Origin of the sequence: Bdellovibrio bacteriovorus (assembly GCF_002208115.1) — a bacterium.
Taxonomy (GTDB): Bacteria; Bdellovibrionota; Bdellovibrionia; order Bdellovibrionales; family Bdellovibrionaceae; genus Bdellovibrio; species Bdellovibrio bacteriovorus_C.
This window is the reverse complement of sequence record NZ_CP020946.1, coordinates 352194-363957: the sequence shown is the minus strand read 5'-3', so window position 1 is coordinate 363957 and position 11764 is coordinate 352194. Positions and strand designations below refer to the sequence as shown.

12 protein-coding genes are annotated in these 11764 nt (G+C 50.5%); 6 read left to right on the top strand and 6 right to left on the bottom strand.

Annotated elements, in window-relative coordinates; genetic code table 11:
* Positions 1–112: 112 nt before the first annotated feature.
* Entirely contained in the window at positions 113–649 is a 537-nt protein-coding gene (locus B9G79_RS01850) for a putative glycolipid-binding domain-containing protein (protein ID WP_088564041.1), read from the top strand.
* 20 nt (positions 650–669) lie between these two features.
* Here the strand turns inward: B9G79_RS01850 and B9G79_RS01845 are convergent, their stop codons facing one another.
* Entirely contained in the window at positions 670–1296 is a 627-nt protein-coding gene (locus B9G79_RS01845; protein WP_088564040.1) for a hypothetical protein, read from the bottom strand.
* Positions 1297–1420: 124 nt separating this feature from the next.
* On the opposite strand from B9G79_RS01845, the gene B9G79_RS01840 reads away from it, so the two are divergent.
* A complete protein-coding gene (locus B9G79_RS01840) occupies positions 1421–3277 on the top strand; it encodes a protein adenylyltransferase SelO family protein (RefSeq protein ID WP_088564039.1) in 1857 nt (618 codons plus the stop codon).
* Positions 3278–3319: 42 nt separating this feature from the next.
* Here B9G79_RS01840 and B9G79_RS01835 read toward each other — a convergent pair whose 3' ends face one another.
* The 3 genes from B9G79_RS01835 to B9G79_RS01825 form a co-directional block, all read right to left on the bottom strand.
* Positions 3320–3730, bottom strand: a complete 411-nt coding sequence (locus B9G79_RS01835) for a bacteriohemerythrin (protein WP_088564038.1) — start codon at positions 3728–3730, stop codon at positions 3320–3322.
* 80 nt (positions 3731–3810) lie between these two features.
* Positions 3811–4455, bottom strand: coding sequence for an alpha/beta hydrolase (locus tag B9G79_RS01830; protein ID WP_088564037.1), 645 nt, complete (start codon positions 4453–4455; stop codon positions 3811–3813).
* The gene (locus B9G79_RS01825) at positions 4452–5972 is read right to left on the bottom strand and encodes a S41 family peptidase (protein ID WP_088564036.1); all 1521 of its coding nucleotides are present in this window, start codon (positions 5970–5972) and stop codon (positions 4452–4454) included. Before B9G79_RS01825 ends, B9G79_RS01830 begins: the two co-directional genes overlap by 4 nt.
* Positions 5973–6184: 212 nt before the next feature.
* Between B9G79_RS01825 and rfaD the strand changes: the two genes are divergently transcribed.
* The 4 genes from rfaD (at position 6185) to B9G79_RS01805 (ending at position 11086) form a co-directional block, all read left to right on the top strand.
* A complete protein-coding gene (rfaD, locus tag B9G79_RS01820) occupies positions 6185–7153 on the top strand; it encodes an ADP-glyceromanno-heptose 6-epimerase (protein WP_088564035.1) in 969 nt (322 codons plus the stop codon).
* Between the two features lie 13 nt (positions 7154–7166).
* Positions 7167–8909 carry an aromatic amino acid hydroxylase gene (locus B9G79_RS01815; protein WP_088564034.1) on the top strand — a complete coding sequence of 581 codons (1743 nt, stop codon included), beginning with the start codon at positions 7167–7169 and terminating at the stop codon, positions 8907–8909.
* Between the two features lies 1 nt (position 8910).
* A complete protein-coding gene (locus tag B9G79_RS01810) occupies positions 8911–9696 on the top strand; it encodes an RNA methyltransferase (RefSeq protein ID WP_088564033.1) in 786 nt (261 codons plus the stop codon).
* A gap of 73 nt (positions 9697–9769) precedes the next feature.
* The gene (locus B9G79_RS01805) at positions 9770–11086 is read left to right on the top strand and encodes an alkaline phosphatase D family protein (protein WP_232468987.1); all 1317 of its coding nucleotides are present in this window, start codon (positions 9770–9772) and stop codon (positions 11084–11086) included.
* 13 nt (positions 11087–11099) lie between these two features.
* Here the strand turns inward: B9G79_RS01805 and B9G79_RS01800 are convergent, their stop codons facing one another.
* Together B9G79_RS01800 and B9G79_RS01795 are read right to left on the bottom strand one after the other, a co-directional pair.
* Positions 11100–11345 (bottom strand): hypothetical protein, encoded by a 246-nt coding sequence (locus tag B9G79_RS01800; RefSeq protein ID WP_088564031.1) that lies wholly within the window; start codon positions 11343–11345, stop codon positions 11100–11102.
* Positions 11345–11764, bottom strand: a complete 420-nt coding sequence (locus B9G79_RS01795) for a hypothetical protein (RefSeq protein WP_088564030.1) — start codon at positions 11762–11764, stop codon at positions 11345–11347. Before B9G79_RS01795 ends, B9G79_RS01800 begins: the two co-directional genes overlap by 1 nt.

Sequence of the window (11764 nt, the reverse complement as noted above, 5' to 3'; positions counted from 1 at the left end):
TCACCATGAAGCGGAAATCCGAGCTGTCAAAACGTTTGGCAGTTTCCCGAACATTTTCCCGGACCAGACAAATCTCTCTGTGTTATCCTGTTAGACGTACGAGGTGGTGGGTATGCAAGTGCAGGACGTTGTATGGGAATCCCTGAAGGGAGTCGGGTTTGAACATCTGGTGCTGAAAACAGCCGGAGATAACATCTTCGCTGACTCCCTGCTGGTTTACCCTGATTCAGCCGGAAAACTTCAGCGCATCAAGTACAGCATCACCATGGATGATTCCTACAGCGTACAGAACTTTCACGTGCAGTCGTTAACCCATCCGAACCAAAAGGTCGGCGTTTCGGACCTGATTGATTCCCTGTTTGTGGATATTTTTCCGTCTCCATTCACCAACACCCTGCCAATTCAATGGATGCGCTCGCAGTTTTTGCAAGTCTATGAAATTGAAGTGACCTGGGTTGATGCTTTGCAGTTTAAAACCAAAAAAGCCAGCCAGCGATATACCGAACTGAAGAACACACCGGAACAAAGCATCTATCGCTTTGAATCCATCGATGCCAAAACAAAAGAGGTCCACTTCAGCGCGGACCTCACAGTGGATAAAGACTGTCTAGTGCTGGAATATCCAGGCTACTTCCGTCGTCGCCTTTAATCCCCCACCAAAGGCCAGCGCTATTTCAGATTCGGAACCGAGTCATAGCGAACGGACAGATACTGAGTCACGTTGCCCTCAGTTTTAATCAGCATCAACTCATACTCGGTGTGGGTCTTTTGATAGATCTTATACTGAGCTCCGCTGCTTTTGATCCAGTCCTCCAGGCTTTCACCCCCGCGCAGGCCCGCAGTCTTCAAATTCCAGAATGAAAAACGCTGAGAGTCCGTCAGCAACTGAAACTGCCACAAGCTTTGTCCCACGCGGTTTTCCTTGTGAGTGTCGATCAAAGTGGGAGCCATCAAAGAAAACCTCTGGCTAAGGTCCTGAGCGGTGCTGCCACAAAGGACTTTGGCTGGCGTTGCGGGAGCTTTCATAAAGGACTGGTAACCATGCATGCGCAGATTTTCCGCGTCAGCCTTGCCTTCCACATAATATTCCACATCCCGGGCCACCAAAACCGTTTCTGGCAGGTGCTTCAGGGAACCGACGAACTCACTGCGGATCTCAGTCAGGAAGTCGGGACGGTTCTCGCAAGGTTGCGAAGCTGAAAACTGCGGTCGCAGCAGCTTTCCCGGCGGGTCGCGCTTCAGGGCAAAGGAGGTCGTTGAGATCAGCACTAGAAGTAAAAAGCCAGATGTCTTCATGAAGTCCCCTTATTATGTCCAGTCTAGTATTCGGAATAACTTTTTTAGGGCTTAATATTAAAGTGCAGGCCTGGCTTGCCGATATGAAGAGTGTCTCATTTTTCTACAAGGAGTGTGGAATCTCATGACGATGAAACATAGCGGCGCGAGAAAGTTACAACAAGTGACGAACTTTTATTCGTCCTTTGATCAGCTCAACGGCGTGCATCCTTGGATGGAAGCAGTAAAAGACGGCTTTGTATCTTATAAAGTGCGTGAACTGCAAACTGGCAAAGTCGCCTATTTCAATTTCATTCTCGCCAAAGAAATGGGACTGATCCCTTCCGACCATCCTCATCAAATGACGGATGATCTTCAGGAAAAACTGATTGAGACTTTCTCTCTGCAAATCATCAACGAATACGACGAACTCACTCACCGTCGCATTGATCCTGACACCATCCGTCCCCACGAATACATGGCCACCCGCTATCTGCAACTGCAACACTCGAACAAACAGGGCAAAACCTCGGGCGACGGGCGTGGCATCTGGAACGGCACTGTTTACCATCGCGGTACGACCTGGGATGTTTCCAGCCGCGGCACGGGTGTGACGTGCCTTGCTCCAGGCGCCGTGGCGGCGCAAAAGCCACTAAAAACCGGCGGCACTGAATTTGGCTATGGCTGCGGTCTGGCTGAAATTGATGAACTGCTGGGCGCTTCGATTCTGGCTGAAGTGATGCACCTGCAAGGCGTGCGCACTGAACGTGTTTTGTGTGTGATTGATCTGGGCAAAGGTTACGGCATTGGCGTTCGTGCGGCTCAAAACCTGATCCGTCCGGCCCACTTGTTCCTTTATCTGAAGCAAGAGCGTCTGGATAACCTGAAATCTGCCACAGACTATCTGATTGACCGTCAGGTGATGAACAAAGCCTGGGATATTAAACCCAAAGGCAGCGCCAAATACGATGAAATGCTGCATGAAGTATCCAAGGCCTTCGGTGAATTCACCGCCCTGCTGGATACGGACTATATCTTTGCGTGGCTTGACTGGGACGGTGACAACGTTCTGGCTGATGCCGGCATCATTGATTATGGCAGTGTTCGTCAGTTTGGTATTCGCCATGACAAATACCGCTATGATGACGTGGAAAGATTCTCGACCAATCTGAACGAGCAAAAACAAAAAGCCCGTCTGATTGTGCAGGTCTTTGCGCAAATGGTGGATTACCTTAAAACCAAAAAGAAAAAGCCTTTGCGTGAATTTGCCCACCACCCGGCGGTGCAGAACTTCAACAAGGTCTTTGATAACAAACGCGCCGAAAGACTTCTTTATCGCATGGGCTTTAATGAAACCCAGCGCAGTCATATTTTGGCCAAAGACGGTCTGTTTGCCCGCTTTGACAAAGAGTATTCATTCTTTGAAAGGTGCAAAGTCAGCGGCAATACCGAAAAAGTCGCTGACGGAGTAAATCACCCCGCGCTGTACAATATGCGCACGATCATGAGGGACTATCCAAAGTTCCTTCAGGACAGTCCGCTGCCTTTTGAAAAACGCTGGATGACTGAAAACAATTTCTTTAAGACGGTGCTGTCCGGTTTTGCCAAGAACCGTGATGCCCGCATGGGTGAAAAGCAGCGTCGTCATATTGAAAACTTCCAGTCCCTGTACCGCGAGCTGGTTCAGACGGCGGCTGGTAAAAACAAGCCCGAGCATATTCTTAAAGGCATTTCTGACCGCGCTGAAAAGCTGAATTCAGAAAAACGCATCACCGGCAACGCCCTGATCGAGATGGTTGAAGAAATCATCACCGAAAAGAAAAAGGGCCTGAGCATGGAGCAGATCCAGAAGATCATCGACAAGCTGGTCTTTGAACAAAACGGAATGCCGGAAATTCCAACAGGCCGTTTCTATAAGGAACTGCAACAGACCCCGGCGGTCAAAATGGATCTTTATGCCCGGCTGCTCAGTCTGGTGGAAGAACACAAGGAATCCATCTAAAACAAAAAGGCACCCACCGGGTGCCTTTTTGTTTTCTGCCTTTTAAGCCGACTTCTTGGCGGCGATTTCACCGTACTTGGTGTCAATCCCCATAATGTGCGCGGTCAGCCAGGTTTTCAGGAACTGGAAGAAGGCTGGTGTCAGCACCCCGGTTTTTTCAAATTCTGCCTGGTGCCCCTTCAGACGCTCGATCAGATCCCGGTGGATCTTCTTGTGAACGGCGGCCTGTGAATACGCCAGGGTGTCGAAGAACTTTTCCTCGTGGTCAAAGTGAGTCACGGTCCAACTGGCCAGTTCACGCACGATGGACGTAAGTTCGGCCTTGGAGGCCTTGGCTTCGTTACGCTCATACAGACGGTTCATGATTTGGATTAGTTTTTGATGTTCATGGTCCATGGCGTCCACATGTGTGGTTAGTCGCTCCTGGTCCCATTTAAAGAATGATTCAGCCATCTTTCACCTCGAGAAGTTGTTGGTTACATCCAACTTCTCGGTGGGGTGGATTTACTTCTGCATGATGGCCGTCATGTTGTTCAATTTTTTCTTAAATCAGAAAGCTGGTCGCGAACCCAGCGTCTTATAATGGGATACTCTTCATCTTTCAGGGAATGGTCTTTGTCCATTTCAACCCACTCCACTTTCAGACCCGCGTCCTTCAGTTTGTCGACACCGTACTTGGTCTCTTCCAGAGGCAGAATATCATCCTGGTGACCGTGGGTGAAAAGCCACGGGGTTTTCTTCGCATCCAACGAAAGATTGTTTCTCCAACGGGGATAGAAGTTGAAATAGCCGCTGATACCGACCACACCGGCCAGCTTCTTGGGATAGTTCAAACCAACATCCGCACTGATCAGGCAGCCTTGCGAAAAGCCAAACAGGAAGATCTTTTCACTGTCCCAACCCTGATTTTCAAGATCGTTTAAAAGATCAAAAAGCTTTTCACGGATCTTCATCACGCCGTTGGCCTGATACGGAGGTTCTCCATACCAGGTGTAGCCATCCAGAAACTTGCGGGGCGCATTCAGCAGCAGATAATTCATTTCAGGCAGATTTAGTTCTTCATCAAATGAAAAGAACGGCTTGATACTGTCACCACGACCGTGCAGCACGATCATCAGGTACTCGGATTTTCTTTTTGCCGGAATAAATTTGTGTTTAAAAAGTGTCGTCGTAATCATAGCCCCGCCCTCGCCACAGCCTTTGTACAGAAAAGAACCTGACGAGCTTTTGTCAGTTGTAAATCATCAGAAGGAGAACCGTCTTCCAAGTCCAGACATTCACTGCTGGACATGGATTGCGCCATCGCACGCACCTGACGTTCCGGTGCCCGCAGCGGATTGATGAACTGCTCCGCCTCGCGCACGACAGAGATCTCTTCAAAATTCACCGCCACATCCGGCTCCAGCCCCTTCATCTGTGGGGAGCGGCCCGATGGCAGGTAGTAGAAGCCTTTGGTTTCAAACAAAGCGATCTTCTTGTTCTGGGACCAGTATTCACCCTCTTGGAAAGAACCTTTTCCGAAAGTTCTTTCACCCACCAGCACGGCGCGATTGAGGTCACGCAAAGCCCCGGCCACGATTTCAGAAGCACTGGCAGAGGCTGCATTCACCAGTACAGCCATTGGCATATCAAAATGCTTTTCCTCGCCACCATAGAAGACTTCAGCCTTTTTGCTTGGATCCAGATAACGAACTTCGAAGATCTTATTTTCAGGTCCTACAAAAAGACTCGCAATACAAGCGGCTTCTTCCATCTGACCGCCTGGATTGTCACGCAAATCCAATAACAAACCACGCACGTGGGAACGTTTGACGATCTCAAGCGACTCTTTCACCTTTTCACAGGCGCCACGGGCAAACTTGTTGATACCAATCACCGCAATAGGCTTGATGCCTTCGATCACTCGGGTGGAAACCGTGGCCACAGTGATTTCCTGGCGGCGCAGGCGGAACTTCAAGGTTTCGCCATCACGCTCAACACGGATGCGAACCACATCGCCGACTTCACCTTTCAACAATTCAGAAACGCGCGGCTGCATCAGACCTTTAACAGGGGTGCCGTTGATGGAAATCAGCACATCCCCTTTTTGAATGCCGGAAGCTTTCGCGGGACTGCCTTCGGTCAGCTTGCGCACAACGTACTGGCCTTTGTGGCTGCCCAACGTGATTCCCAAAGTGACCGAACGACTGTCGGCTCTGGAGATCACTTCCTGGAACTGATTGACCGGCATAAAGTAAGTGTGTGGATCACGGAAGACCGAGATAAAACCATTCAACCCCAGGCCCACCATCATGGAGCTTTGTTTGGGTTTGATATATTCAGCCTTCAGTTGTTCCCATGCTTTCAGGAAAGAGATCTGTGTGGCTTTGGCAGTGTGTGAAGTGAAATATTCTTTCCACGGTTCCAACTGTTTTTTCTCAGAGCTCATGTCGGCAGACAAGGCTTCGTGAACTGGGACCAGCTCCCCTTGCAAATTCAGGCTCAGATTGTAGCGATTGGCAACTGTCAGAATGGCATTGGCACAAGCCAGGAAGTAGCGTTCGGAACTGCCACAGGTCTGATCCTGAAGCAGGTCTTCCAGGGCTGCCGGCCCCAAGCCGGTCTCGGCCCAATAGTCTTCACCGGACTTCACCTTGCTGACGTCTTTACCTGAAAGACGCACAAGATACAGGCTGGCCCCCAAGACCAAAACCATCAATGAGATTATGAAAAAACGTGGTGAACTGAGCACTTCGGCCCTCCCGACCCGCTCCTAGAGAGCAACCACCGTGCCCGCCCAGATCGAATTAATCGGCTCTAGGTGCCGTTTTTCACCCCCATTTTGGAAGAAATTTCCTGTTCGCACAGGCCCTGAACAACGCCCCCGGCCTTGAGCTTTTCGACCCCCTGTAATACCTTAAAATCACTATGATTATTGTAACAGGCGCAAACGGTTTTATTGGCAGTGTGATGGTGTGGGAACTGAACCAAAAAGGTCTTACCGATATCGTCGCGGTGGACTCGGTCGGTCTTTCCGAACGCAATCTTCTTCGCAAACAAAAAATCACCAAGTTCCTTTTGAAGGATGACTTGTGGCCGTTCCTTGAAACCGAGGAAGCAAAAAAGAAAGTCACCTGGATCATCCATATGGGCGCCTGCTCTTCCACGACAGAAACCAACAAAGAGTTCCTGTGGGAGAACAACACTTACTACACACAAAGAATCTTTGAATGGTGCGCAGAACATGGCAAATCCATGATCTATGCCTCCAGTGCTGCAACTTACGGAGCAGGTGAACTGGGCTTTGACGACACCACCGATCCTGAAAAACTGCGTCCGCTGAATCTGTACGGTGAATCCAAAGTTCTATTTGACCGCTGGGCGGTGAAGCAGACAAAAACTCCTCCACACTGGTATGGACTTAAGTTCTTCAACGTCTTTGGTCCGAATGAATACCACAAAGGCGCCATGTCCAGCGTGGCCTTTAAAGCCTACAATCAGATCAAGGACACCGGCGCGTTGGGACTGTTCAAATCCGCAGACCCGAACTATAAAGACGGCGAATTCATGCGTGACTTCGTTTATGTGAAGGACGTCACCGGCTGGATGGCCGAGCTGATGGACAAGAAACCAAAGAATGGCGTTTACAACATGGGCTTCGGAAAACCACGCACGTGGCTGGATCTGGCCAGTGGTGTGTTCAAGGCCATGGGGAAAGACATGAAAATCAACTGGCTTGAGATGCCTGAAAACATCCGCGGCCAGTATCAATACTTCACCGAAGCTAAAACCGACAAGTGGCTGGCTGCGGGCATGAGCCCGGCGAAATGGCCTTTGGAAAAAGCCGTCGCTGATTATATTCAGAACTATCTGTCCAAAGACGACAAAGACCTGTAAGAGGCAGACCACTATGGAGACGGACTTTCTACCGCCACACTTAAGAAAATACGTCGTAGAACAACACTACGAAAAGTACACTCCCGTTGATCAGGCTGTGTGGCGCTATGTTTTGCGCCAACTGAAGGCCTTTTTGTCCAAACATGCTCATGAATGTTACGTCGAAGGTTTGAAGAAAACCGGCATCGATATCGAACGCATTCCGCGCATTGAGGACGTCAGTAAAAAAATCCAGGAATTCGGCTGGCGCGCATTGCCGGTCAGTGGCTTTATCCCGCCGGCAGCCTTCATGGAGCTGCAATCCCTTGGGGTGCTGCCAATTGCTTCGGACATGCGCACCCTGGATCATTTGCTATACACCCCGGCCCCGGACATTGTTCACGAAGCTGCGGGTCACGCCCCGATTCTAATTCATCCGGAGTTTTCCGATTACCTGCGCCAGTATGCTCAGGTCGCGAAGAAAGCCATCATCAGCAAAGAGGATCTGGATCTTTACGAAGCCATCCGTGACCTTTCTGACATCAAGGAAAACCCGGCCTCCACACCTGAACAGGTCAAGGCGGCGGAAGAACATCTGGACAAGGTTGGTAAAAGCATCAGCCATATCTCAGAAGCGTCTGAACTGTCCCGCATGAACTGGTGGACGGCGGAATACGGTTTGATTGGTGAGCTCGACAATCCAAAGATCTTTGGTGCGGGCTTGCTTTCCAGTGTCGGTGAATCCAAGTGGTGCCTAAGTCAGAAGGTGAAAAAGATCCCTCTGACTGTGGACTGCATTAAAACTTCCTATGACATTACTGAACCGCAGCCGCAATTGTTCGTGGCGAAGGATTTCAAAACTTTGGTGCGAGTGCTGGATGAAATGGCGAACCAGATGGCCTTCCGTATCGGCGGCCTGAAGGGCTTAAACAAAGCTATCGAAGCTCAGTCCGTGAACACGGCCGAGCTGAATTCCGGCCTGCAGATTTCCGGTCAGATCGTGGAAGCGATCACCGACAGTAACGGCGCCCTGGCTTATTTGCGTTTGCAAGGGCCTTCGCAGTTGTCCTATCAGGATCACGAACTTCCCGGCCATGATCAAAAGTATCATGCCCATGGATTCGGAACTCCGGTGGGCTTCCTGAAAGCGTATCCAAATCAGTGCCCTTCCACATTCACAGCCAGCCAGTGGGCTGAACTGAATGTGGTTGCGGGCAAAGAAACGCGCCTTGAATTTGTTTCTGGCGTCGTTGTGACCGGCAAGGTTCAGTCCGTTCTGCAAAAAGACGGAAAGACCCTGGTCCTGGCTTTGACCGATGCCAAAGCGGAATTCAACGGCCGCGTGCTGTTTGCTCCAGAGTGGGGCACCTTTGACATGGCCGTGGGATCCACGGTCCCGTCAGTGTTTGGCGGGCCTGCAGATCGCGAAGCTTATGGTGAAACCACTGACTTCGTGGCCAAACGTGTTCCGGCCCCGAAGTATTCCAACGAAGAACTGCAAAGACAAAGCCTGTACGGTCAGGTTCGCAAGATCCGCGAAGACAAATTTCAGGGGCCTGCCTTGACTGACGCTTTGGAAAAAGTTCTGACAATTCACAAAACCCTGATGCCGACCGACTGGCTGCTGCTGATGGAGTCTTTGGAACTTGTTTTATCTCGTCACCCTGAATCGAAACTAAAAAAACAGATCGAAGACGATCTGGCGACTCTGTCCAAGAAGGATGAAAAAACCCACGGCCTGATTTCTGACGGCCTGGTATTGGCTGGAGCCCTGTAAAATGAAACGTCCTTTTGAGATTCGTATTGTTCTGGTTCGCACTATCTATGAAAGAAACATCGGCGCCACTTCAAGGGCTATGTCCAACATGGGGATTGAAAAGCTGATCCTGATTGATCCCAAGTGCGAAATCACCTATGAAGCCCAGCAAGCGGCGGCCACCGGCCAAACCGGCCTGCAAAACCGCACGACTTATGCTTCCTGGGACGAGTTCCTGAAACAAGAACCCGAAAGCATCAAAGTCGCCTTCACCGCCCGCGATGGCAAAGGCCGTCAAGTGCGTGATGTCGATGAAGTTCTTAAGGACATCGCCGACAAAGCCCCTCAGTTCCAGGTGGAAAGTGACGTGCCTTACGTCGTTCACTTGGTCTTCGGCCCCGAAGACTGGGGACTTGCCGGAGAAGACCTTGAGCACGCCAACTTCTGCGCCTGCATCCCGACATTTGGTGACAACTGGAGTTTGAATCTGGCGCAAGCCACACTGCTTGGCATGTACAGTCTGCGCCGCACCTGGGGTGGACAACGTACGAAACTGGACGGCGGAAAAGTTCGCCGCGCCCCCCAAGGCATCGAGGGCATTGATCCCGAGGCCACTTTGAAAACCTGGCTTGAAGAAATGGGCTTTGATCTGACCCGCCAAAGAAAGATCAATGTCTTCACCGTTCTTCGTCGTATGCTTTTGCAAAACACGCCGACCAAAAAAGAACTGGTGATTCTGGAAACCGTTTTGCAACAAAGCATTCGCAAACTGCGTGAATGGAAGGAATTCCAGAACCGCGATCGTTAGTAACAAATCTGTCATCTCTGTTTTTTGAACAGAGGCCTCCCCAAGCAGGAACTCTTACCGCGATGATAATGTGATGAGCACGTCACGCCGCGAGTTCCTGGAAAATGCCACGAAATCCATGCTGATATACACAAGCCTCCCCGCGGGGCTTGCGCTGGCGGGCAATGAATATCAATCCGATCTTTACACCGGCCGAATTCCCATCTGCCAGAACATGACCAACGAAATCTCGGCTCAGTTCACCATCCTGACGGAAGGAAAAAATCCTTACGCTTACCGAGTGAAAGACTCGCAAGGGCGCGATCTTCCCGTGCGTAAATGGGATGAAGAGCACCGCAAGCATTCCGGATACGGCATCGACAAGCTGATCGCGGAAAAACTGCAGGCCGACCAATTGTACCGCCTGCAGGTCATCGATAAGGACCGCGGCACTGTGTTGGACGAACGGATCTTTAAAAGTTTACCTTTAAATCGAAAGACAAATCTGCGCTTTGCAATGATCAGTTGTTCCTGTGACATCTATCACAGCCAGAACAGCAATATGTGGGACCGGATGTTTGCCGAACTTCCCGAACTGGTGTTTGTGCTGGGGGACTCGGTGTACTGCGACCTGGGCAGTGACGGGACGGAAAAAGACCTGTGGCGCCGCCACTGCGAAACGCGCACGACTCTGGCGCATTTCCGACAACCGCGGCTGATTCCAACCTTGGCCACCTGGGATGATCATGACTATGGCCGAAACAATGAAAATCGCCACTATGCCATGAAGCATGTCTCCCGACGGATCTTTGAATGCTTCTTCGGCTCTACACCTGTCGCTGGCTATCGCAAGGGTCATGGGGTCGGTTCGGTGCTGACCGGATTTGGACAAAGATTCTTTCTTATGGATGACCGCTTCTTCCGCGATGAACCCCGAACCGGCGGCATGATGTGGGGATCGGATCAGCAGGAATGGCTGCTTGAAACTTTAGGTGAGAATGACAAACCTTCCTGGCTGATGAACGGCAGTCAGTATTTTTCATCCTATATCGGCAACGATTCGTTTCAGAAAGAATACATGCGCAACCTTTCTGATCTGACCGGAAAACTTCGCCGGTTGGAAGCCCCCGTGGTCTTTGCCTCAGGGGATGTGCACTTCAGTGAAGTTTTAAAAATTGAACCTCAGCTTCTGGGGTATCGAACCTTTGAATTCACCTCCAGCGCCATGCACAGTATTAATTATCCCACGGCCTGGTACATGCGAAACCCGCGAAGACTGACTCACACCTGGAAGCATAATTTTATGATTATGAAAACTGAGACCGTCAAAAACGGTTTGTCGACGGACCTGTACTGCCTTGGACGAACCGGCAAACTGCTGATCAGTCACGCCGGCACAGTGCAAAGATAGCAGACGAAAACGATCAAAGCTTGCAGGTGCGAATTTTAAAAAGACGCGCATCAAAGGTGAACAGCACCGGGTCTTGCGACTTCATGGCCTTATGCAGACACAGGTACTCTGGGCCCTTGTCGACCTCCAAGGGATTATCGACACTTTCCATACGCACCAGATAGTTGTTTTTCAGGGGATTTTTTTGCAGGCTCACGACTTTGCCGGTGAAGGCAAAGTCAGCCGAAGCGATAAAAGGAAGAAGCAACCACCATCCCATTAGGATGTCAGAAGCTCCTCATTCAGTTTGTCTTCCTGTTCACGGATACTACGAAGCTGCTTGTCTAGTTTCTGCAGTGCTTGCGCCATGCTCTGACCCAGATCATGCAGTTCGTTGATACGGGACATGGTTTCGTCCTCTTCACCACCAACCAGGCGCAGGCTTTCCAGCTTCGCCGAATTCAGGTCGATCTCTTTGGACAGGGACTCCAATTTTTGATTGAGCTTTTTGCGGTCCTCGACCAGAGCCTTGGTCATTTCGCGGATCTGCTCCAGATCCAGAACTTCCAGTTGGCCCGTGGCAAAGGCGTCTTGCGACGGTTTAGTTTCATCAGCGTCTTCGCCCTGGAAAGCTTCCAAAAACAAAGACCATTCGTTTTTCAGGGATTTTACGATCGACCTACTACTGTCATCACCCAT

Excerpts from the sequence above, each read along its gene's own strand:
- B9G79_RS01850 (WP_088564041.1), top strand. The coding sequence starts at position 113 with ATGCAAGTGCAGGACGTTGTATGGGAATCCCTGAAGGGAGTCGGGTTT.
- B9G79_RS01845 (WP_088564040.1), bottom strand. The coding sequence starts at position 1,296 with ATGAAGACATCTGGCTTTTTACTTCTAGTGCTGATCTCAACGACCTCC.
- B9G79_RS01840 (WP_088564039.1), top strand. The coding sequence starts at position 1,421 with ATGACGATGAAACATAGCGGCGCGAGAAAGTTACAACAAGTGACGAAC.
- B9G79_RS01835 (WP_088564038.1), bottom strand. The coding sequence starts at position 3,730 with ATGGCTGAATCATTCTTTAAATGGGACCAGGAGCGACTAACCACACAT.
- B9G79_RS01830 (WP_088564037.1), bottom strand. The coding sequence starts at position 4,455 with ATGATTACGACGACACTTTTTAAACACAAATTTATTCCGGCAAAAAGA.
- B9G79_RS01825 (WP_088564036.1), bottom strand. The coding sequence starts at position 5,972 with ATGGTTTTGGTCTTGGGGGCCAGCCTGTATCTTGTGCGTCTTTCAGGT.
- rfaD (WP_088564035.1), top strand. The coding sequence starts at position 6,185 with ATGATTATTGTAACAGGCGCAAACGGTTTTATTGGCAGTGTGATGGTG.
- B9G79_RS01815 (WP_088564034.1), top strand. The coding sequence starts at position 7,167 with ATGGAGACGGACTTTCTACCGCCACACTTAAGAAAATACGTCGTAGAA.
- B9G79_RS01810 (WP_088564033.1), top strand. The coding sequence starts at position 8,911 with ATGAAACGTCCTTTTGAGATTCGTATTGTTCTGGTTCGCACTATCTAT.
- B9G79_RS01805 (WP_232468987.1), top strand. The coding sequence starts at position 9,770 with ATGAGCACGTCACGCCGCGAGTTCCTGGAAAATGCCACGAAATCCATG.
- B9G79_RS01800 (WP_088564031.1), bottom strand. The coding sequence starts at position 11,345 with ATGGGATGGTGGTTGCTTCTTCCTTTTATCGCTTCGGCTGACTTTGCC.
- B9G79_RS01795 (WP_088564030.1), bottom strand. The coding sequence starts at position 11,764 with ATGGGTGATGACAGTAGTAGGTCGATCGTAAAATCCCTGAAAAACGAA.